General features: G+C 54.7%; 21 protein-coding genes. 3 read left to right on the top strand and 18 right to left on the bottom strand.

What is annotated here, in order from left to right:
• Positions 1-897 precede the first annotated feature (897 nt).
• The 6 genes from FE784_RS01635 to FE784_RS01610 all read right to left on the bottom strand — a co-directional run bounded on the left by FE784_RS01635 (position 898) and on the right by FE784_RS01610 (position 7,519).
• The gene (locus tag FE784_RS01635) at positions 898-1,977 is read right to left on the bottom strand and encodes a Gfo/Idh/MocA family protein (RefSeq protein WP_139600356.1); all 1,080 of its coding nucleotides are present in this window, start codon (positions 1,975-1,977) and stop codon (positions 898-900) included.
• A gap of 61 nt (positions 1,978-2,038) precedes the next feature.
• Positions 2,039-2,791, bottom strand: a complete 753-nt coding sequence (locus tag FE784_RS01630; protein WP_139600355.1) for an SDR family NAD(P)-dependent oxidoreductase — start codon at positions 2,789-2,791, stop codon at positions 2,039-2,041.
• A gap of 13 nt (positions 2,792-2,804) precedes the next feature.
• A complete protein-coding gene (locus tag FE784_RS01625; RefSeq protein ID WP_139600354.1) occupies positions 2,805-3,179 on the bottom strand; it encodes a RidA family protein in 375 nt (124 codons plus the stop codon).
• Positions 3,176-4,474, bottom strand: a complete 1,299-nt coding sequence (locus FE784_RS01620; protein WP_139600353.1) for a M20 family metallopeptidase — start codon at positions 4,472-4,474, stop codon at positions 3,176-3,178. Before FE784_RS01620 ends, FE784_RS01625 begins: the two co-directional genes overlap by 4 nt.
• Positions 4,475-4,540: 66 nt before the next feature.
• Positions 4,541-5,599 (bottom strand): hypothetical protein, encoded by a 1,059-nt coding sequence (locus FE784_RS01615; protein ID WP_139600352.1) that lies wholly within the window; start codon positions 5,597-5,599, stop codon positions 4,541-4,543.
• Between the two features lie 33 nt (positions 5,600-5,632).
• Positions 5,633-7,519 carry a beta-N-acetylhexosaminidase gene (locus tag FE784_RS01610; protein WP_139600351.1) on the bottom strand — a complete coding sequence of 629 codons (1,887 nt, stop codon included), beginning with the start codon at positions 7,517-7,519 and terminating at the stop codon, positions 5,633-5,635.
• Positions 7,520-7,632: 113 nt separating this feature from the next.
• Between FE784_RS01610 and FE784_RS01605 the strand changes: the two genes are divergently transcribed.
• Positions 7,633-8,511 (top strand): AraC family transcriptional regulator, encoded by an 879-nt coding sequence (locus FE784_RS01605; RefSeq protein ID WP_139600350.1) that lies wholly within the window; start codon positions 7,633-7,635, stop codon positions 8,509-8,511.
• Positions 8,512-8,581: 70 nt separating this feature from the next.
• Here FE784_RS01605 and FE784_RS01600 read toward each other — a convergent pair whose 3' ends face one another.
• From FE784_RS01600 to FE784_RS01590, 3 genes are read right to left on the bottom strand one after another with little or no spacing between them, the layout of a single operon-like run.
• A complete protein-coding gene (locus tag FE784_RS01600; RefSeq protein WP_139600349.1) occupies positions 8,582-9,109 on the bottom strand; it encodes a cyclase family protein in 528 nt (175 codons plus the stop codon).
• A complete protein-coding gene (locus FE784_RS01595; RefSeq protein WP_176705885.1) occupies positions 9,106-9,474 on the bottom strand; it encodes an MmcQ/YjbR family DNA-binding protein in 369 nt (122 codons plus the stop codon). Before FE784_RS01595 ends, FE784_RS01600 begins: the two co-directional genes overlap by 4 nt.
• A 36-nt stretch (positions 9,475-9,510) precedes the next feature.
• Positions 9,511-10,068 (bottom strand): copper resistance CopC family protein, encoded by a 558-nt coding sequence (locus tag FE784_RS01590; protein ID WP_246131860.1) that lies wholly within the window; start codon positions 10,066-10,068, stop codon positions 9,511-9,513.
• 190 nt (positions 10,069-10,258) lie between these two features.
• Here FE784_RS01590 and FE784_RS01585 point away from each other — a divergent pair, with 190 nt between their 5' ends.
• Together FE784_RS01585 and FE784_RS01580 are read left to right on the top strand one after the other, a co-directional pair.
• The gene (locus FE784_RS01585; protein ID WP_425465518.1) at positions 10,259-10,753 is read left to right on the top strand and encodes a PCYCGC motif-containing (lipo)protein; all 495 of its coding nucleotides are present in this window, start codon (positions 10,259-10,261) and stop codon (positions 10,751-10,753) included.
• 65 nt (positions 10,754-10,818) lie between these two features.
• The gene (locus tag FE784_RS01580; protein WP_139600346.1) at positions 10,819-11,904 is read left to right on the top strand and encodes a copper resistance D family protein; all 1,086 of its coding nucleotides are present in this window, start codon (positions 10,819-10,821) and stop codon (positions 11,902-11,904) included.
• Here FE784_RS01580 and FE784_RS01575 read toward each other — a convergent pair.
• From FE784_RS01575 to murA, 9 genes are all read right to left on the bottom strand, one after another.
• The gene (locus FE784_RS01575) at positions 11,898-14,183 is read right to left on the bottom strand and encodes a heavy metal translocating P-type ATPase (RefSeq protein WP_139600345.1); all 2,286 of its coding nucleotides are present in this window, start codon (positions 14,181-14,183) and stop codon (positions 11,898-11,900) included. The genes FE784_RS01580 and FE784_RS01575 overlap by 7 nt on opposite strands.
• 136 nt (positions 14,184-14,319) lie before the next feature.
• Positions 14,320-15,555, bottom strand: coding sequence for a hypothetical protein (locus FE784_RS01570; protein WP_139600344.1), 1,236 nt, complete (start codon positions 15,553-15,555; stop codon positions 14,320-14,322).
• Positions 15,556-15,683: 128 nt separating this feature from the next.
• Positions 15,684-16,127 (bottom strand): Fur family transcriptional regulator, encoded by a 444-nt coding sequence (locus tag FE784_RS01565; protein ID WP_139600382.1) that lies wholly within the window; start codon positions 16,125-16,127, stop codon positions 15,684-15,686.
• 59 nt (positions 16,128-16,186) lie between these two features.
• The gene (locus FE784_RS01560; RefSeq protein ID WP_246131850.1) at positions 16,187-16,936 is read right to left on the bottom strand and encodes a hypothetical protein; all 750 of its coding nucleotides are present in this window, start codon (positions 16,934-16,936) and stop codon (positions 16,187-16,189) included.
• A 222-nt stretch (positions 16,937-17,158) separates the two neighbouring features.
• Positions 17,159-18,790, bottom strand: coding sequence for a helix-turn-helix domain-containing protein (locus FE784_RS01555; protein ID WP_246131849.1), 1,632 nt, complete (start codon positions 18,788-18,790; stop codon positions 17,159-17,161).
• 90 nt (positions 18,791-18,880) lie between these two features.
• Positions 18,881-19,864 carry an ABC transporter substrate-binding protein gene (locus FE784_RS01550; protein ID WP_139600342.1) on the bottom strand — a complete coding sequence of 328 codons (984 nt, stop codon included), beginning with the start codon at positions 19,862-19,864 and terminating at the stop codon, positions 18,881-18,883.
• A 186-nt stretch (positions 19,865-20,050) separates the two neighbouring features.
• Entirely contained in the window at positions 20,051-20,338 is a 288-nt protein-coding gene (locus FE784_RS01545) for an ABC transporter substrate-binding protein (protein ID WP_139600341.1), read from the bottom strand.
• A gap of 383 nt (positions 20,339-20,721) precedes the next feature.
• Complete coding sequence (locus FE784_RS42575; protein ID WP_342779066.1) at positions 20,722-20,877, bottom strand: VOC family protein; 156 nt, start codon at positions 20,875-20,877, stop codon at positions 20,722-20,724.
• Positions 20,878-21,163: 286 nt separating this feature from the next.
• Complete coding sequence (gene murA / locus FE784_RS01535; RefSeq protein ID WP_139600340.1) at positions 21,164-22,456, bottom strand: UDP-N-acetylglucosamine 1-carboxyvinyltransferase; 1,293 nt, start codon at positions 22,454-22,456, stop codon at positions 21,164-21,166.
• Position 22,457 lies beyond the last annotated feature (1 nt).

The following is a 22,457-nucleotide window of genomic DNA, read 5'->3' as shown; positions in this document are numbered from 1 at the left end:
TCTATTGAAAGTCTTTTGAGGATTAGATGATGACGGGTCTAATGAAAGTCTTTTGAGGATTAGCTGGAAAATCTCCAGCTATATTTGAAGCGGATGTCCGAAAAACAGCTTTAGATGGAAAATGTACAGCTATTCTCCTGGCAAGATAGAAACCCGCACTAGAACCGAAGAATTAACTGTATGTTTTCCAGGTAATCGTCAGTAAAGCGTGAATTGCAAAAAAACAACTGTAGGTTTTCCATCTGTTTACAGGCGTAGAAGAAAAACGTCTATCGACGTATTTCAAGGATGAGCGACCGCGATTAAGCGGTAGTTTTCCTTGATTCACCATTTCGCGGCATGATTTATCGAAGCATCGCTTTTAAGCTTTTAAGCTTTTAAGCTTTTAAGCTTTGAAGCTTTGAAGCTTTTAAGCTTTGAAGCCTTTAAGCCTTTAAGCCTTTAAGCCTTTAAGCCTTTAAGCCTTGAAGCCTTGAAGCCTTGAAGCCTTGAAGCCTTGAAGCCTTTAAACTTTGAAGCTTTTAAGCTTTGAAGCCTTTAAACTTTGAAGCCTTTAAACTTTGAAGCCTTTAAGCTTTGCTGCTTTAGCGAACTCAAAAAATTCTGGATCGTCAAAAAAAATCCGATCTATATGGATCGGGATGCCGGGGTGTTGAGAAAGTTAAAAAAAGAGAATAGCAACCACTAAAAGGGGGTGGGGAAATGTACGCAAAGCGAAGCGTCTGACTTTAAAATCGAGTTGTAACCGCTAATTTTCATCAAGAAAACACGATCTTAACTGAAGTGGCGTGCATTCCCCGCCCCCTCGCCTTCGATGCATCCTCTTTTGATCACTTTCGCAACGAGCCAAGATCCCGATCTATAATGATCGGGATCCGTGATAGGGATGAGGCGGAATCATCGGACGGTCGGAACGTCCAGCCATACATTCCCTTTCTCCACAGCCTGTTGGGCAATCAAGCCGGGAAGCGTAAATTCCATTGCCCGGTATACGTCGATTCGCGGCTGCGCCCCACTGTCCAGCGCATCGATAAAGTCGCGAATCAAGTAATATTCGCTCGTGCCATGACCGCCTAGCGTCGCTTCCTCCGGGGCGAGAGGGTCGCGCGTTTCGCAACGGAGAGGCTGGGCGGTTCCTCCGAATTCGGGATGTCCCTCCACATAAATCCAGCCGTCGCTGCCATACCCGACGCGTCCGTTCTCGAGCTGTCCCTTGGAGCCGTATAACGCATAATGGCCGATCTCCGGTTTCCTTGGAGCGACCGAGCTGCGAAGCAGCTTAATCGTCGCTCCTCCGGCCGTCTCGAACAAGGCGACCTGCATGTCGATCGACCCGACGCCTCCAGCCGGCAAAATCGTCTTCGACGTCCCCGAGCCGGTAGCTTTGACGATACGATCGTTCAATATTTCCAATATCGGCCCGAGCGAATGGGAGCAATAATGCAGCGGCGCCCGGCGGTCCCTCCAATACGATTGTCCGGTCAGCGGATCGATGATCCGGCTGCGGATTTCATGCACATATTCGCCTTCCGCGTAGAAGATCGTACCGAACAACCCTTCCCGCACCCAACGCTTCCAGCTCTGAAAATAATGAAAATAGACCGTATTTTCCGCCATCATATATGTCCGGCCGGTTCTCTCCACCGCCTCGATAATGCGGAAGCAATCTTCGACGGTCGACGCCGCCGTCACTTCGCACAGAACATGCTTCCCCGCTTCCAGCGCGGCGATAGTCTGTTCGGCATGAAAGGGCACCGGCGTTCCGATCATGACGATATCGATATCCGCATTCAGCATTTGTTCGAACGATTCAAACCTGCCGGCTTCCGGAACGCCCAGCTCGTTCCCCGCTTTCTCCAGCAATGCCGAATCGGAATCGCATACGGCCGTTACCCGAATTCGCGGATGATGCATATACGCGGCGGATCGGCGGGAGCCTCCCAAACCGACCAAGCCCATTTTCCACGGATTGCCCATTTGATTTCCCCATTTCCCTCGAGAATGCACTTTCGTGCACCCGTTGTAGGTTTGAAATCCGTCAAAAAGCCAGTTGCCCGCCGTCGACGACTATCGTCTCACCCGTAATGAAGGCGGCATCGTCGGAGGCCAGAAAAGCGAACACGCCCGCTACGTCTTCCGGTTTGCCTACCCGGCCGAGCGGTATTTTCGCACGGATGTATTGCTCGATAAACTCGGGACTGTCGATCGCTTCGGACATTGGCGTTTGAATATAGCCCGGGCAAACGGCATTGACCCTGATTCCCTTGCCTCCCAATTCGATTGCCATCGTCTTCGTAAGCAGGACGACGCCACCCTTGGACGCGTTGTAGTGGGCATAATTCGCTTCCCCGACCAGTCCGTTCGTAGACGCCATGTTGACAATAACGCCTCCGCCCTGTTCCGCCATCCGATTCGCAACGGCTTGGGCTACCCAAAACGTGCCGTTCAAATTGACGTCGATTATTTTTCTCCAGTGATCCGGCGTAATCCCGAGAACCGGCTCCTCCCATGCGATTCCGGCGTTGTTGACCAAAATGTCGATACGGCCGAAATGCCGCACCGCCGCTCCGACAGCCGCCTCGACCTGATTGTGATCCGATACGTCGACTACGAATGTGCGCACGGAAGCTCCGGTCGCGGCAAGCTCCTCCGCGGTTGCCAGCAAATCCGACTCCACATTGGATACAAGAGCAAGAGCCGCCCCCTCGGATGCGAACCTTAAAGCGATCGCTTTGCCGATGCCGCGTCCCGCTCCGGTGATCAATACCGTTTTTCCGGCAAATCTTAACATGTTCGTCCTCCGATCAGTCGCGCGACTTCGCGATAACGTCGATTTCCACTCTAATCTGGTCCAACCCGCCCTCGAAGCAAGTACGCGCCGGCATCGGTTCTTGAAAATAGGTCCGGTAAACGGCGTTGAACCTCGAAAATTCGGATATATCCGCCAGTATGACATTAACCTTGACTACGTCATCCATCGAGCAGCCCGCCGCCTGCAAAATCCGTTCGATATTCGATAGCGTAAGCGCGGTCTGCTCCTCGATCGTATCGCCGACGACTCGTCCTTCCAAATCCAGCGGTCCTTGGCCCGAAACGAATACGAAACCGCCGGACACGATCGCTTGCGAATAAGGTCCGTCTCCCGCGGAGGCTTCGCTTGTACGTACTGCTTTTCTCATGTCCGTTCTCCTTCCGTTAAGCGGGAAACCCCGCACCATTTGACGATGATCCGTGCATACAGCTCCGTCAGCATCAGCAGAGAATCCACTTCGACATATTCGTCCGCCGCATGCGCGTTCGCCCCCGATGGTCCGAGAATGACGGCTGGCGTAGGACTGTACAAATTGAATATGAAGGCGTCGCACGCGAACGGCGCGCCTCGCATGACCGGAACCGCACCGCTCAGCTTTCCTGCCTCTTCGGAAAGGAGCGGAAGCAGAGAAAAGTCCGGGGAAACCTCCGAACCGGGCAAGAAGCGGATCATTTTGCGAAATTCCGGCACCTGCGCCCCTTCGAACATAGCCGTATAGCCTTCTATCAACTGCTGCATGAGCTGTTGCTCCGTCGTCCCGGGGTAGCATTCCACCCAAATATCGAGCTCGCACCGCTCTGGACCGACATCGCATAAAGCCGCTGTCAGATCACCGGCTACGAATCGCGTAGCGATTGCCGGCAGCCCTGCCGTCTCGCTATACCACGGGGCAGGACCATGAACCCGGCCTAATTCACGTTCGAACCGTTCCAGAAAAACGAGAAACTTCCCGGCGTCATAGAGCGGATTGACCAACGTCTCTCCGCTGAACGACAGCCCGGTCTTGCCGCGGAACGTCAGTCGCCACAACGCGCCGCCCCGCGTGGCCGGACAAATCGCCATATTCGTCGGCTCGGGAATAATGGCCGCATCGGCATTGTAGCCCATCAGTCTGCCTGCAAGCGTTCCGTTCGCGCCGCCGAATTCTTCGTCGACTACGGATTCCACCGTCACGTCTCCGTTCAGGCATACCCCAAGCTCGATCAAGCAGCGGACGGCCATGACGGAAGCGGCCAATCCGCCTTTCATATCGAATGAACCGAGCCCGTACAATTTGCCGTCCGACTCGCGGGGCTCCCAAGGGGACGACGACCATCCAGGCGCAACGACCGCCGTATCCGCGTGGCTCGAGAACAATAGCGATTTGCCTGCACCTTTTCCTCTCCAGCGTCCGGCAACATTCGGCCGGGAAACATAATCTTTGCCCGGAAAATAAGCCGGGTGGTCGCGGAAGCCCGGAGCCGCCTCCGGCGAGTAAAGCGACGTTTCCAGCCCCAAGCTATCCAGCACGGATGCCACGTATGTCTGGCAATCCCGCTCCGTGCCGTCGGTTACGAGATTTACGGTCGGGAACCGGATCAAATCCGATACCAATCCGACAATCACGGAACGATGCTCCCGCACCCAACCGGCAATCCGTTCGTCCAATTGACCGCTGTCCATACCACGCGCTCCCTCCACCCGGCGCGGCACATCCGGGGTGCCGCGCCGTTACGGATGTTTTTCCGATTATTTAATACGTTCCAGCCTGCTGCGCCTGATCCCGTCATGATGGCGATCCGTTATTCTCCGCATCGCTTCCCCGATGGCGTTCCAGGCCATATCCGGAGACTTGGCTCGGTAATCGTTCGATTCCGACCCCCGGAAGCCCCAGACGAGAATGTTTCTTGCTCCCGCATCATATGCAGCGTCCGTCGCCCAAATGATCTCTTCCTCGCGTCCGGACGGCGTGGCATATCCTTGGATCCATATATTATGGTCTTTGCCGAATTTGCGGCAAACGTCCAAATTCCGCTTCGTCGATTCGTACACGAAATCGTAAGGGTGGACGTCTTTTTTGCCGAGCCAATACGGATCGGATCCGATATTTTGCAGCGTATCGAGACCGCATATCGCTTCGATCGAGTCCAGATTGATTCCGTAAGAGCCGCCCAGCATAACGCATACGATATTCTCCATTTGTTTGCTACGGCTATGCTCCGTCACCTCGCGGAAATAATCGACGACCGACCAGATCCGGAACTCCTCGACCTTGTCGTCCAATTCGGCCGGCATATCATAGCCGTACCGCTCCCGGAACATCCCTTTGCACCGTTCGCAAGCGCACGTAAACACTTTCGGCTTGCCGTTCTCCATCGATTTGGCCGCCAAATGCGGTTCATCCCAAAAAATGCTTTTGCCCCCGATGTCCCGAACGACGTCGATCCATTCCTTCGTAAAGCTGCGGAAATGCGGACTGTTCAGGCAGGCCCGCACCGGATCGACGCTTCCGTCGGAATACACTTGGTGACTGTCGGGATAATAGGCGAGAAAATGCGACTTGTCCCCGGGAGGGCCCCCGAGCCCCCAGTTGTCGACCCAGACGTCCAGTCCGTGTCCTTCCGTCATCTGGATAATTTCCTTCATGATGGAGCGGTGCCGGTCCCAATCCGTATGGGAGAACATATGAACGACCAGATTGAAATGATGGTTGACGATATCCCGCAGATCGGTTTCCACATGCCTGAGTATACGGTTACCGTGGTAAGCTACCCCTTTGACCAATTTATCCGGTTGGTTGTGAATCATTCGACATTCTCCTCTCAAATGGCTAATCCGCGATTATGGCTGGGCGATCCGGCTGGCGGTCGGAATGAATTGATACCATTGGCAATCCAAGTACCCTTCCTTGCCTTGGAAAGGCAATCGAGCTTCTTCAAGCTCCTCGAGCCGATCCGTCTTCCCCGACGTGAAATCGCCTATCCGTGTGACCGTCGTCTCCAAGCTAATAAGAAGCCCGCCGTAACGGTAGTCGATCACTTCCCAGCCGAACGCCTTATTGACCTCGAACCAACGATCCCGGTGTGCGGCTTGCAACTCGCGAACTTTGCGGATCAAATCGGGAATGATGCCGAGCGCATAAGCATTCAGTTTCTCCTTGTCACGTCTGCCGTAAGCGTCCGCGAGATGGATACCAAGTTCGGCCTTGATCTTGAGCACCGAGCACAGCTTGCGGAGAATATCGAACACGAACCTGAACTCGCCTCCCCGCTCCGCATACGACTCGAATCTATTCTCGAGCCTCGCATAATACTCCTCCAGACCCCGGCCAGCCAGGTTGGAGTCGAACAGTCCCATCATCGGGTGCTGCCACAGCATGACGCGGGACGGATTGGCATTCGCCAAATTATCTCGCTCGATGCCCGGAATTTCGTCGACCCAGCGAATATCCATAAAGTCGTCGAAACGTCCGCCCGTGCAGAACGCGAACCGTTTGCGCAGCTTCTCTTCCGACAGCTCCGACGCATAGCCGTGCTCGGCGAACAGCTGCAATCCGAGAATCGCGGAGAACCAATCGCACTCCGTTCCGTCATCCCCCCACAGCGTGGCGATGATTTCCTCGACGCCTTCTCGCTTGCACACGTTCAATGCCGCATTCGTGGAACGCATCGTCAGCCCGTAATTCAAGACGAATCCTTTCCAGTTCCAGATGCCCCCGGCGAATACCGGAGTCGAACCGAATGCTTTATGCCGGCGTATCCAATCCTCGTAAAATGACTCGTCGGCGTGGTAATAGTCCCAGTATACGATTTGAACGTCCTTCGGCATTTCTTCGATGACGCGTTCGGGAATGACGGATGCTTGGTCGTAATAGGCCCCCGTCTCGGAGCCTGCCCGGAAGTACATGTCGCTCCACATCATCGGCTCAAGGTCGTGCTTGCGGGTAATTTCCAATACTCGGTGCAGGTGTTCGTTCATGATATCGAATTTGGAGCGGTAACCGTTAAGCTTCAAATATTCGCCCTGACCCAGCTTCCACGCCTCGTCCATCCCGATATGAAACCGTTTTGTACGGACGGCGGAAGCGGCGGCAACAATCATCTGCTCGATAAACTCGTACGTTTTCGGCTCTCCGACCAGCATCGTCTCCTCGTCGTCGCGGATATCGGCGAAGGCGCTCCATTTCAGCACGTCTTTCAAATGGCTGAGCGTCTGGATGCAAGGAATCATCTCGATACCTAGCATGAAGGCATAGTCGTCCAGCTCGCGGATCTCGTCCAGCGAATAACGGCCGCGCATGTAACCGAAATAAGGCTGTTCCTTGACGTCATAGCTGTCCTCGGTGTACAGCATGAACATATCCAAGCCCATAATCGCCATAAGCCGGATGAAGCGTTTGACCGTATTCGTTCTCATGACGGCATTGCCTTGAGACACGTCGAACATCGGACCGTTCATCTTGAATTGCGGCATTTCACGGATCGAGAACGAATCGAGCCCGTCTCGCAGCGCTTCCACCAATAGGCCCAACGCCCGAAAAAAATGGATGCGGCGATTATAGGAAAGCTCGATCTCCCCCCGTTCCCGAAAGACCGACAACTCCGGCCCTTCATGCCGCACGACTCGAACAGATAATCCATCGGGAGCGCAAACGAACCCGAAATCGGCAGCCAGGACGGCGATTCCATCTCTTAAATCCGAAATTTCACCGGTAAAGTGAAGTCTCATAAGTAGTCCTCCGTTACTAATCGTGCAAGCTTCGACAGATCGCGCCGACTTTGCTATAATAGGCTATCCCTTATAACCATATCAGGGTTTGCCGATAGAGGAGTAGATGGACGATGACCAAGTTCTTGGACTATATGATCAGTTCTTTGCCGATCCGAATCATCGAATTGAAGGTCGACCGCTCCAAGCTGAAAATCAAAGGACTGACTCCGCTTCAATTCGGACATTTGCCGGGAAGAACCCCCATGAGGCGCAATTCTACGACAGAAAGCTGGGCGTTCACCTATATCGTACGGGGAAGCGGGACATACCAGATCGGAGATGGACCGGTACAACGGCTCGAGGCCGGGAGCCTGTTCTGGGAATACCCGGGCGAGGTGTTTCATTTCGGGCCCGATGCCGGTAAGGATTGGGACGAATATTATGTCAATTTCGAAGGGCCGCGCGTTGCGGAATGGCTCGACAGCCTCATCCTGGAGCCGGACAAGGTGCAGCGCGTCGGACTGGACAAGAAATGGATTCACAAAATAGAAACGATCGGGGATTATATGGAAAGCGGCATTGCCGACAACGCCGACCGCGCTTCGCTGCTGCTCGAATCGCTCGTCTACGATTTTTGCAGCGCGAACGAGGGGCGTAAGTCGGGCGTCCGACCGGAACGCAAGCCGGAGCTTGTTATGCGCATACTGGAGGATATCGGAGAGAGCTTGTACAAGCCTTGGGAAGAACGCGACATATGGGAGCGCAACCACATCTCGCGCTCCACGCTGCGCCGCATCGTCCATCAGAACACCGGGTACGCCTTGAACGAATACGTAAACCGGTTAAAAATTTCCGAAGCGAAGAAGCTGCTGCGGATGACGAACCTGCAAGTCAAGCAGATCGCGCAAATGCTGGGCTTCGAGGATATCGCCTATTTCGCCCGCCTATTCAAGAAATTTTCCGGCATGTCGGCCATGACGTTCCGCGATAAGCACAGCGATGCGACTTGATAAGGACGTTATGGCGCCAGGCTCTCTGCCGTATAGAAAATGTCTGGCATTTTCAGCCCGCTACAGATCATTAGCCTTCCAGGATCGCGATTGCCCTGACGGGCGAGCCGTCTCCATTTTTAATTTTCAGAGGCAATCCGTAGAACATGAAATTCTGCTCCTTCGGGATGCGTTCCAGATTAATCAGGTCCGTATAGGTGACGATACTATGGCCCAGAAGCGTTCTCTGGAGCTCTTCCGTAATATTCCCGCCTACAAAGCCCGGTTTACGCGATACGATTTTATCCGCCAACTCCATGCCTGCCTCGTCCGTAAAAAAGAGGCCCGTTTCCGCAGGCCAGTCCGAATGGCGCTCCACGACCCGGGCTTTGCCGAAAAAGCGGTGAAGCGGAATCTCATCCAAAGTTGCCCCGCCTTCGTGCATGTGGGAATATGCGTCGACATGCGTACCGGTATGAGACCCCATTTCCAATCTTCTTAATTCCCACGTATTCGCTTCATGCGTATGGACAATTTCCAGCTTTACCTCCGGATCGCCGGGAAATACCCTCATTCCCGTGTACAGGGGCATCGTTAAATCAATGACGATGTTGTTCATGGCCGTTCACCCGTCGGACCGCTTCCCGACTCGAACTCCTTGAACATTTTTTTCGGGGCGACCGTGCGCCACGCCGCTTGGAAATGCTCCCTCAGGTCGTTCGGATCCGCTTCCGTTAATTTCACCAGCACATACGGGTACTTTCTATAATGCTCCGTAATGGAATATACTTCCGGATTGACCTGCATGACGATATCCCGCGCGGACAAATCCATCTTCAGGACGAGAGAGACTCCGTCCTCGTGTAACCGTGCCAGCAGCTTGTCCTTCAGCTTGAAGGATGGCGTGCCGTAGGATACGCTTTCGGTCACTCCCGGCAGCGACAGCGCCATCCGGCGAATTGCTTCGAACCGTTCACTGTTCACAAATAGCCCTCCCCGACACATGAAGCGTCCATCGAACTAAGTTTTCTTCCTCTTCGCTCTCGCCGCGTACGCCAGTGCGACCAGAAGCGCTGCCGCCAACAACGCAATAGCCGCGACAAGTACGGTTTTATTCTCGCCCGTCTTGTCGGATTCCGATTCGGGCGCTGCCTGCTGCGATTTATTCGGGTCTCCGCTGCCGTCAGCCGTATCTGGCGCGATTTGATTAGGCTGCTGCGGCATGTTGACGGTGAAGGAAAACTTGTTTTCGACGGGATGTCCGTCCCGGCCGATAATTTTCCAAGTCACGGTATATTCTCCGTTTGGCAAAGCCGGGTTGATTTTACCGCTCATGGCGCTTTTGTCGATGCCGATGCCGGACACCTTGACCGATTCGTTCTTCTCGTTTTTAAGTTCGAACGTGCTTAATGGCTCGATATCCGTACTGAACTCCATGCGGATTTCGGTTAGCGGCTTATCGATCGTCTCCCCTTTCGCCGGACTGGAAGACTGAAGCCCGGTATGGGCAAAAACGGTTGCCGGCGCAAGCAGCAGCAACAGGACGGATAGGAGCAAGCCTATCCCGGTTTTGTTCATCACCCGCGTACATCCTTTCATATAGCAAAGTCACTTCAAGTATAACAAACCTCGGCTGGATTTCGTTCGCGCGTATGGAACAACTTTTCGAACAATTGTCATATGAGCAAACGATCACATAATCAATTTGTGCTATGATGATGGAAGAATGCCCAATTAAAATTACATTATTTCCGATTTGAGGTGTATCATGAGCAAAATACGAGTTGCCTCTACGATGGTCGTCGGCTTGTCGCTCCTTGTCCTGGCCGCATGCGGCGGGGAGAAATCGTCTTCGGCCGGACACGATCATCCCCACGAGACGGCCGCGGGAGACATACAGGAGAAGACGGCCTCGATCGAGAAGCTGCCTTCGTTTCTGGACAAGCAGCGCGATGAGATCCGGATCGCCTATAAGGTTGCCGCCCAATCCGCCGATTTCCTCCAATGGATGCCATGTTATTGCGGCTGCGGGGACAGCGTCGGACATCAAAGCAACAAAAACTGCTTTATTAAAGAAATTCAGAGCGACGGCTCCGTCGTGTGGGACGATCACGGCACCCGGTGCGGGGTATGCATGCAGATCGCCGTTACGACGTATAAGCTGAAGGAGCAAGGCAAAACGGCGAAGGAAATTCGCCAGGTCATCGACGAAACGTACAAATCCGGCTTCGCCAAACCGACGCCTACTCCGATGCCGAGTTAACAGATATTAACAATAAGAGCCTCTTCGCGGTATGCAAGAGGCTTTCCAATGGAGTGGAGTCCGACATGTACGCCTATTTTTCGGAAACGCTGCTGTACCTTTGCTTTGCATTCGTAAGCGGAGTCGTACTATTGAACATGGTACCGGCAAGCGCCAAGCCGGCTGTCCGGGTCCCGGGGACGCTGCTCTTCAATGCGGTTATCGGAATAGCCGTTCTTTCCCTTGTGCCGGTCATTAAAAATACGATTTTCCTTACCCAGTTCGCCGGCCCTTTCTGGGAAATCATCGACGACGTCCTGCTCGATCTCGAGTTCGGCAAGGCGTGGATCTGGATGTTCGTCGGCTGCACCCTGTTCTTGGCAATGCTTACGTTCCGGGATATTAACCGGTCTTCCGTATCCAATGCGATTGCGGCTGTGCTGACGCTCGGATTGCTGTTCTCGTACGGTTGGGCAAGCCATGCCGCCGGTCAGTCGGAGTCTTGGGGCTTTCTGGCGCAATCGTTCCATCTGACGGCTGCCAGCGTATGGATCGGGGTACTGCTCGCGGCAGGCTGGTTTGCCGACCGCTCCGACAACTGGCTTCGGTTTCTGCGCTGGTTTCATCCGCTGGCCATTGCTTGCGTGCTCGTCATTGTCGGGGCGGGCTTCGTCATGATGGCGTATATTGTTCCCGATTACACGAACAGCTGGATCATTTCGTACGGGCAAGCGCTCCTGATCAAGCATCTTCTGTTCGTTCCGGTTCTGGCCTTCGGAGTCATGAACGGATTTTGGATGAAACGCAAATTGGCGCGTAATCCGATGTTCGATCCGAGACCTTGGTTCAGGGCGGAAAGCGTCCTCGTCACGCTGATCTTCGCGGCTACCGCTTTCATGGGCATGCAGAGACCTCCGCACGACGATCCCGAAAATCCGGAGCCTCTCGTCCCCTCCCTGCTGTTCCGGGCGATATATGGAGGGGATGCAAGCGTTGAGATGCAGGTCATGCCCGGCATCGACCCGGTCAGCCTCGTATTGGCCGCCTTATCGCTCGGCCTGCTCTTGCTGCTGTTCAGATGCTGGAGCCGGAGCAAGCCGTGGCAGGCGGCTTGCGTCGGTATCCTTTTCGTCGTATCCGCTTATTTGTCCATCATGCTATCGATTCAATGAGTTTTCCTGAGCAGCCTCATGCTGTTCAGGATTACGAGCAGCGCCGCACCGGTGTCGCTCAACACCGCCATCCAAAGCGTAAGCCATCCGGGGAAAATGAGCAGCAGGGCGACTATTTTGACGATAAGCGAGAACCATACGTTTTGCTTGATAATCCGCAGCGCCTGCCTGCTTATCCGAACCGTATAAGGCAGCTTCTCCAAATGGTCGGCCATCAGCACGATATCCGCCGTTTCCATCGCCGTATCCGTTCCGGCGCCGCCCATCGCGATTCCCAGATCGGCTGCGGCGAGCGCCGGGGCGTCATTGATCCCGTCCCCCACCATCGCTACGCGCTCGCCGCGCTGCTGCAATCGAGCGATCGAGCCTACCTTCTGCTCCGGCAATAGCTCCGGAAAATATTCATCGATTCCGGACTCCCCCGCTATTTTGCGTGCAGTCCCTTCGTTATCGCCGGTCAGCATCACCGTGTGACGGATGCCAACCTCCTTCAGGCCGCGTATAGCCTCTACGGTCGTTTCCCGAGCCGTGTCGGCTACGGCGAGCATGCCCATCACCCGTTCCCGCGTCCCGACGAGCACGAGCGTATAGCCTTCCCTTTGCATTGCGATCGCTTCAGTTTGCCATGTACCCTGTCCCGCTCCAAGTTCCTCGAACAGCTTCGGACTGCCGGCGAAATGCTCGACCTCCGCTATCGTTGCCCCTGCGCCTTTCCCGACAAAATTGTTGTAGTTCGCTCCGACCAGGACGGGAGCGGCGCGCTCTTCCGCTTGCCTTACTATGGCCGCCGCTATCGGATGCTTGGAACGCTCTTCGATCGTCCGGGCGATGGACAGCAAATCCGTCTCGTTGCCTTCCCATACGGTTGTATGGACGACGCGCGGCTTTCCGGTCGTAAGCGTGCCGGTTTTATCGAAAGCGATCGCGGTCAGCTGTCCCGCCTTCTCGAGCGAAGCTCCTCCTTTAATAAGCACCCCGTTCCGGGCCGCGCTCCCGATTGCGGAAACAATCGCAACCGGCGTCGAGATGACCAACGCGCACGGGCATGCGATAACGAGCAGCTCCAACCCTTTATACAACCATTCGCTCCATGCCTCGCTCAGCAAAATCGGAGGAACGATCATGACCAGAACGGCCAACCCGAACACGAGAGGCGTATAAATGGCTGCAAACCGATCGACGAACGCTTGCGACGGCGCTTTTTTCTCCTGCGCTTCCTCGACCATCTGCACAATACGGGCGATCGCGGTATCTTGCGCCAACTTCGTCACGCGGATCTCCAGAGCGCCACTCTCGTTGATGGTGCCGGCATAGACGGGATCTCCGGCGCCTTTATCTGCCGGAACCGACTCTCCGGTAATCGGCGCTTGATTGACGGCGGATTGTCCGTCTATGACGTCGCCGTCCAACGGAATTTTCTCGCCCGGCTTGACTATGATCGTACTCCCGATCGCAAGCTCGCCGATCGGCTTCCGGACGAGCAGACCGCCCTGCTTCACCCACGCCTCGACGGGAGCTGCGCTCATCAGTCCGCGGATCGAATTCCGGGTACGCTCCATGGACCGGGTTTGCAGCATGTTGCCTATCGCAAAAAGCCAAACGACCGTGGCGCCTTCGAGCCATTCGCCGATACAGGCCGCGCCTATCGCGGCGGTCGTCATCAATACGTTCATATCGAGCGATCTGCTCTTGATCGCGTAGAAGGCGCTTCTGGCCGGTTTGTACCCTCCGGCGATGATCGACAGAGCGTACAGCAGCGTCCGGAAATCATCCGATACGCCGGCGAATTGCCCCAAATAACCGAACAGGAGCAGAACGCCGGATAAAACGGTCATAGACTGGTGGGGGTCCCGCCATCCGGCTTGACGAACTTCCGCCCCGCCGATCGGATAAATCGGGGTGGCCCGGTACCCGGCTTTTTTCACTTCCTGCACGATGTCATCGGCGGTGTTGTCATGCTCGATCTGCATCTTTCCGGTAGCGAAATGGATACGGACCTGCTTGACCGCTGGGTTCATCCTTAAATGATTCTCGATTGTCATGGCGCAGGAACTGCAGTCCATCCCTTCGATCCGGTACGAACGAACGCGTTCGTTCGGAACCAAGCGCCCTTCTTCCTCCGCGGTCTCCGCATGCGCAGTATGGTGGCGGCCCGGACCATGACCGCATGTTGCGTCGCATCCGTCATCTTTATGATCGGCGTGCCGGTCTTCCTCGAGGACTGTAAACGCCACGTTTTTTTTGAACGACCATTCCTTCGGCTTATTCTCTTCGCTCATCCCGCAAACCTCCAGCTCCCATCCTTGTTGCCAACATATTATCACTTGCTCATATATTCGTCAATGATAAAGCCCGAAAGCCGACTGCAGCTTCCGGGCTCGGAATGGGGCGCATGGGGCGCAAGGCGGCCTTTTCTCAACCGACCACGAATGAAATGACCGCACCTATAAAGTTGCCGGTCCCGAGCATGTTGTTGTGCCAATTTTTTTCCGATTCGGCGCTGCCGTGCATTTTGAAAAAGTATAAGGGATCTCCGCCGGACAACGTACCTTTGCCTTTCTCGTCGCGTCGCGCATAATTTTCCATCGTAATATAGTCCGACCCGCTGCGGGCGACGACTCCGGCAAAGTGGTACATGAAAATTTCGCTTTTATCGGCGATGCTTTCCTCCGCCGCAGTAGCAATGCCGAACGTCGTAATCGCATCTCCGATTTTCGGCATCATATGCTCGTTCATATTAAGCTCTTTCATGATTTCGATCGTTTCCTCATCGTCCTTGACACGGCGGAATTCGGTGCTGATCTCATCCATAATCGCCAATAGCGCATTTGTTTTGCCGGTATCGACCGCCAGATTGTAGGCCTCGGTATATGCGCCGACAAAATCCCGTCCGGTCACCCGACTCAGCAACTCGGTCATTAATTGATACACTTTTCGGTTGCCTTTCAGGTCGAGCCCTATCTCGCCGGTAATAAATTGAGCGGCTTCATTGCACCGTTGCGGCGTCTTGACATCGAGGCCCCGCTCTTTTTTGTCGGGTACGACCGGAATGACTTGAAACAACATTTTGATGCCGCCCTCGCTCGCAATCTGCAATATTTTTCCCGTCGTTTTGAGCCTGACCTTGCCTTCCAGCAGTTCGTTCGCTTCGTCTACCCGCTCCTTCGTTGCGAAGAACACTTTCGGCTCGCCGCTCGTATCCTCGATAGCCAAGTCCAACTGATCGGAAACCATCAAATTGGCGTTGCTTTTGCGCACCAGATTGGGCCCATACTTGTCATCGGCCCCTTTTTCCTTGCCGAAAAAGCTGCCGTCCCGCTCCTCCTGACTAATAAAGAAGTCTTCGTCGCCCGATGCGTCCTTATTTTTCAGCAATCGTCGATACTCTTTCTTGACGGGATACCGGTCGTCTCCGGACTTGACTACCGCATACCTCTGGATGACTGGCCGTCCGCTCGCCGAGGGAGTCCGCATCGCATCGAACCTCCGCTGCAGAAGCCTTCCCGTCGCTAGGTTCCCGATCGTACGCTGAAGCTGGAACACATCGTCACGCGGCGCGAGGATTGCCCTTTGTGGAGCTTGCTTCGCAAGAGCGCCGTCGTGCGAGCCTTGTGCCGTTTCTTCCCTCCTGCCGGGTTTGGACATTTTCATCCTATTCATGACCTCCATCCGCTTGGGTTAGGTGACCGGCAATGGTTCCTGCAAAGAAAAAAGCAGGAGATTCACGCCCTGCGGCGCTCACTTCCTGCTTCAGATCGGCTCGGCTATCCGGACGGCAATCAAGATGATGCAGCCGGGTCCGCTTGGCATTCCTCGCATATCCCGTAAACCTCGAACCGGTGATTCACTATTTTGAACTCGCCGGGAAGTTCCAGCTTATGGTCCATCGGACAATATTCGAAGGACAACGTTTTCTCGCAATTGATACAGATGAGATGGTGGTGGTGATGGCTCGTGCAGCTTCCGCGAAATTTCAGCCCTCCATCCATGAAATAGAACTGTTCCAACGCTCCCATTTCGCTAAGCAGCCGGAGGTTGCGATAGACTGTATCGAAGCTGACGCTCGGGTAATCGACAGTCATTTGGTCGTATACGTCCTTCGGGGATAAATACCCTTCGTTTTTGACGAAAATTTCGGCCAACGTCCGGCGCTGCTCCGTAATTCTCCAGCCGTTTCTCGCCATGATGTCGATTATTTGCTTTACTTTATTCGCGTCTGTCATGAAGATAATTCCTTTCCGCTCCGCATTACCCTCATAGTGCAACAAATGATGCACTCCTGTCAATCGGTCGGGACATTCGCCAACGATTCCAGCAGGGTAACCCGTCTTTTTCCTATTTTGTATTGACCCAGTCTGCGGTAACGGACGTGAGTAATTTTAAAGTCCTTGGCAGATACGAGAATGACGACCGATGCCGGAGCCAGCACAGGCTCCAACCGGTCCAGCAGCAGCCCGGCCGGATCGCTCGCCTCCGTGTTCCACTCTACCTTGTTGCCGTATGGGACGTCCGTCAGGACGATATCAAACCGCTTGCCCTTCAATCTTTCATTCGGTTGCGTTGCGTCCGCTGCGAAGCATTCCGAGATCCCGGCCGATTTCGGGAAAGAGCCGATCCGTTGCCGCAGTCTCTCCGCGCCCGCCAATGCTTCCGCGTGCGATTGCTTGCCGTAACTGTCATGCATCTGCTCAATTTGCTCGACACGCTTCCGCAGTCCCTCCGCCGTCAGCAGCGATAAGTTTCTGCAGGCCAAGTCAACGGCCGACGGATCGATGTCCGAAGCGGCAATCGACTCGATATCCTCCCCATGCAAAAAACCGATCGAAGCGAGCATATAGGCTCCGCCGCAGCAAGGGTCATAGATCCGGTAGGGGCCCCGGCTCCCTTTGCCGCTCAAGATAGCTTTACCGCGCTGGAACAGCTCGCTCGCCAGCCGGACGGGAAAAGCGGTCGAGCCGTGCTGATTGTAAAGCACCCGACCGCTAGCCAAATCTTCGTAATTTTCATATTCTGTAGCAAACTGGTAACTCACCGGATCACTCCAACACGTTTTACTATTCATTGTACCACAAATGTCCCCCGACATAGAAAAGCCCGCCATATGGCGGGCAAGCGGACCGGGTTACGGGACGGCGCCTTCCCGTGCGCCGGATCGCAACAGAAGGTCGGTGGCTTCGAATCAGACCGTCCGGCTCTCTCAGCCTTAGCATCAGCCTTAAGGTTCACTTATCGACAACCGGCGCTTGGATAAAGTCTACGCCAACACGTTCAGCACGTCGTCGATTTTTTTCCCGTTCGAGATAACGCCGTAGTTCATCCAGCTCAAAAAGTCGACCTCATAGACGCTGTTGCTCCTTACGGCGGGCAGGGCGCGCCACAGCGGGTCCTGCAGCACCTTTCTTTCTTCTCCGCGCCTATTGGAATGAAACTTATCGAAAGCGACGAACAGCACATCCGCGTCGAGCCGGGAGAGCAGCTCGGGCGTAAGAAACGCGCGATTATGGGTCAAGGTCAGCTCGCGAACGAACGAATGCGGCGTCAAGCCCAAATCCCCGTATAGAATCGGATGGATATAGTCGCAGCTGGAAATGCCGTAAAAACTTATTTGACCGGCCGAAATGCGAAGAACCGCCACGGACTTGCCTCTGACGAGCCGGGTCAAAACGTCCCTGGCTGCCGCCGCTTTCTCGTCGTACACCCGGATGACCTGCTCCGCCCGATTCGGGCATCCGAGCAGCTCGGCGATCGTCCTGAGCGAGGAACGCCAATCTTTCCCGATTTCTTTCACTTGGTACGTCGGGCCATATGGCTCGAACCGGCTCCGGTCCAATCCTCCGTCCAGCAGGATAAGATCCGGCTTGTATTCGGTAAGCATCCCAAAGTCGGCGGATGTAATTTCGAATTCCGGGGTATGCTCGAGTCCGAGGTAATCCTGCTTGCCCCACTTGGCGTGCGACCATTGCAGAACGGGCCGGATGCCGAGCGCCAGTACGAAATCTTCCAGACATGGCGCTACGACACGCACCTCGCCGTGTGGAAGCTGCCCCTGATGCACGCGTCTATACAGCGAGGGCGTTACGCCGACCGTTTGCTTGAAACGGCGATTGAAATAATATTCGTTGCTGAACCCGGTGTTCGCGGCAATGTCGTACAGCCGGTCGCCCGTCGACCTGAGCAGCTGTTTGGCATGGTCGATCCGCAATCCATTCAGAAAATCGAGCGGAATTTTGCCCGTCAGCTCCCGGAACAGACGCGTATATTGCCACCGGCCGACGTTCGCCTCCGCCGCGAGCCGTTCTACGGTCGTCGCTTCCCGGAATTGCCGTCGCATCCGCTCGATCGAACGTTCTACGGCCATTCTCGTATTTTGCGAGTCGTCTTTGCCGATGCCTGCTCTGAACAAAAGAAAACCGAGCAGCTCCAAAAACCGGATATGCCGGTAGAACGATTGCTGGGGTTCATGATCGTGTCGGTACCGGTACAATACTTCCAGCAGCTCCACGAATCTTGCGAACGGCTGCGGCTCCAATATCCTTTCATCCAGAAACGTTTCAGCCTCCGACACGAGCAGGTCAGATTCGCGCTTGCCCGCTTCCGTCCGTTCCGCCACGAAATACAAGGCGTAAAAGCATGCGGGCCGCCCGCCCGAATAGTCGAAATGCACCTTTGAGCCAGGCGGGAACACATGGACTTGGCCCCGCTCCAGCCGGATCCGCGACCGCTCTTTTATGATCCATCCTTCACCTGCGGTTACGATCAGGATGAGACGGGCATCGGCTTCATTCAGCTCGGTTTGCCAAACCGTCGAGCCAATGCGATACCGGATATCCGTCATCGCGTAATGGATGGCTTGACGTTCGACCGGCTGGTTTTCATTTTCGTTCAACCTGCATCACCTCGATTGAGAATCATTATCATTTATTGTAAAACAAAAAAAGAAGTCGTTCAATACTTTTGAACGAGCTTCTTCTTTGCTTTACTTGATCAGCGCCTTGAGCACATCATCGATTTTTTTGGTATTCGCCGTAATCGCCCATGTTTGCCAGTACGTCCGATCCAGCTTGTGGACATTGCCGTTCTTGACGGCCGGTATCGATTGCCAAAGCGGGCTGTCCAATACTTTAATCGCTTCCTGATTATCCGCCGATGTCCAATTGCCATTGGACGGGAAAATGAAAATATGGTCGGCGTCGAGCTGCGGAATGACTTCCAGGGACAACAGCGCATGGTTGTCCTTAATATCCGCGACGAGACGCGGCGCCTTCAAGCCGAGATCCTTGTATACGGTCGGGCCGACGAAGCCTTTCTCCGCGTTGAACACCGCCAATGATTTGTCGCCGATATTGAGTCTGACGACCGCGACCTTTTGCTCCCCGACGGCCTTGGCCAGCTTAGCCTTGGCATCGGCGGCCTTCTGATTGTACTGCTGTAAAATTTGACCGGCTTTATCCGGGATTCCCAGCAGCTCTCCCATCTTCTCCAACACTTTCGCCGTATTCTGATTGATCTCGTCGGGCATCCGATACGTAGGAGCTATCTTCGAATATTGCTCGTACCGTTTGGCATCCACCCCTCCATCCACGATGATCAAGTCCGGCTCCGCCTTGAGCAAAGCCTCTACGCTTCCGGTAATGTCAAACGCCGGTACATCGTCCAGACCGAGGTAATCCTGCTTGCCCCATGTCGGATGCTGCCATTGCACGATCGGCTTCACGCCGAGCGCCACCATATAGTCCTCCAAGTAAAGCGCAGCCACCCTCTTGGGTTTAACCGGCACTTTCACTTCCCCGAATGCATCCGTTACAACGCGGTACTCCGTTGCGGCTCCATTACTTGCCGGATTCGCCTTTCCGTTCTCCGCCGACGCCGGACCTTGCTGACCGCCGCACCCCGCCAAGCTTGCGATTACGAGAAGCAATAGCGCAAATCCGATTGCCTTCGTCCGAATTGCCTTTGTCATGACCTACTCCACTCCCGCTGTAATGATTATCATTCTCATTAAATACAGGATGATTATAGGCCTTGCCGTCCTATCCGCGCAATGTCCATTCTCTTGCACTTTTTTATACAAACTCGTGCTGGCTGCATGAGGTGCGGGACTCCTCGGAATGTTCCAACCGAAAAGCGCCTTATCGTTTGACGTTTTTCATAATTTCGGCGGCCACTGCTCCGACAGCGCTTTCTTGCCGAGCGCCGTAAAAGCTTCGTTATAATTGCGGATGCTGCTCAGCTTGTAGATGTTGCCCGCTTTTACCGCTTGCAGCCCGCTCCATATTTTGCTTTGCTGGAGCACGTTCTGGTCGCTGTCGGCCATCAGCACGATATGATCCGGATTCAGCTCCAACAGCGCTTCCAGACTCGTCACTTTGCCGCCCCACTTGTCCGGCTCCGGGGTGCCCGGCGACCGGGGCAGCTTCAAATCGTCGAAAACCATGCTGGCAACGCCGGTGGTCGATTCTCACGCGGATTATTCCGTAGCGAAACTTAGCGGAACTGTTTTCCGTTAATGTCACGGTTTCCGAAATTCCTCCGGAATTAGCGGAACTGAGCTCCGTTATCCATACTTTTAGTGGAAAAAAGGGACGCAAACGGTGTAATAACGGAACGCGGTTCCTTTATTTTGCAATCGATGTCCGGTTTCAAGTAAATAACGGAAGCAATTTCCTTTATTCCTCGCTTGTTAGTCAATACGGCAACCCTCCCCGATCGCGCGCGTTTGCGGATTAAGTTGTCCTAACCAAAAAAGCGTTAAGTTGTCCTAACCAAAAAAGCGCCGAGCCCGGAGGCCAAGCGCTTTGAGCATGCTATACGGACACCTTACTTATACTGGATCAGGCCGAAGGAAATTCCGACAGGATCAACCAAATACGCCAAATAAAAATCGTCGAACTCCATCTTCCCTCTTACGATTTGCGCTCCGTTTTCTATGGATTGGCGGATCGCTTCATCGATGTCGCCGACTTCGATTTGCATCCGGGTTCCATGCGGAAGTCGTGCGTCCCTTTGGAAATGCCGCCGTCGATCCCTGCCTGCTGACGCAATCCAGTTGTGAGGGGATGGTATCCCCGGTTCGGGGCCGTAACCTTCCAGCCGAATACGGATCCATAAAAATGCGCCGCATGCTCCGGGTCCCGACTGCTAATCTCCAATGCCACAACTCGTCCCATAGAACAACCTCCGCGAATGGAATACTTATCCGGCTTCCATTATACCGAATGTTTGTTCGTATGTAATTCGTCAGATTGCATAGCGCAGACGGTCAGATGCAGTCCGAGCCGCATTGCCCGGCTTCCGTCTTCCTTTCGACAAGGGAAATATTCGCCCCGAGCGAGCGAAGACTGCCTATAATATCCGTATAGCCGCGCTCCACATGCTCCACGCCCGTAATCCGCGTCTGGCCTTCGGCTACGAGTCCCGCCAATACGAGACATGTACCCGCGCGAACATCCGTCGCATGAACCCAATCTCCGACCAACGGACGTCCGCCTTTAATAAAGGCGCTATCTTTGCGAAGCTCGATCTCTGCTCCCATCCTGCGGAGCTGGGGAACGTGGTTGAACCGATGCGGAAAAACTTTCTCCGTCACGATGCTTTTCCCTTTCGCCATCAGCAAAAGGGCGGTCATCGGCTGCTGCAGGTCCGTCGCGAAGCCCGGATACATCGAGGTACGGATTCGGGTCGCCTTGACAATCCCGGACCCGATCGCGGTGACGCTGTTCTCGCCGATCTCGATCTCGAGCCCGGCCTCCTTCAACTTGGCGATGCAAGAACCCATATGCTCCGGTATAACGTCCTTCACCGTTACTTGTCCTCCGGTCATGCCCACGGCCATCAGAAACGAACCGGCAACCAACCGGTCGGGAATAACCGCGTGAATCCCTCCGTTCAAATAAGGTACGCCCTCGATGCGTATGCAATCGGTCCCCGCTCCGTATATACGGGCGCCGAGCTGATTAAGCAGCGCAGCCGCATCGACGACCTCCGGGTCGACGGCCGCATGATACAAATGCGTCCTTCCTTTGGCCCGAACGGCGGCCAGCATGCCGTTGACCGTCGCCCCGTGCGAAATCGTATCGAAATAAATGTCCGCTCCCCGCAGCTCCGACGCTTCCACGACATAATGGTCCTCTCGGAACGTAACTGTCGCTCCCAGCGCCTGGAATGCTTTGATATGCTGATCGATCGGCCTGGACTTGAAATCGTCCCCTCCCGGAAATCCGATCGTCACCCGGCCGAATTTCGCGAGCAGCGCGCCCGCGAAATAATACGAGGCCCGGTAGGCCGAAGCTTTGCCCGGATCGATCGTCGCGCTATGAATAAAGCGGGGATCCAATCGAACGTCCCCGTTGTCCTGTCTTTGCAAATCCAGACCGATATCCCTGGCGATGCCGACGATTTGCCTCATATCGTCGATTGCGGGGATGCCTTCCAGCGTGACGACGTCGTCGGCCATGCATGCTGCGGCCAGCAGCGCAAGCGAGCTGTTTTTGGAGCCGGGAATATGTACGGAACCGTTAAGCGCCCCGCTCGTTTCCACTTGTATATATCGCATG

Origin of the sequence: Paenibacillus hemerocallicola (genome assembly GCF_006265175.1) — a bacterium.
GTDB lineage: Bacteria > Bacillota > Bacilli > Paenibacillales > NBRC-103111 > Paenibacillus_AB > Paenibacillus_AB hemerocallicola.
The sequence above is the reverse complement of the archived record's forward strand: the minus strand, read 5'-3'. Positions and strand labels throughout refer to the sequence as shown.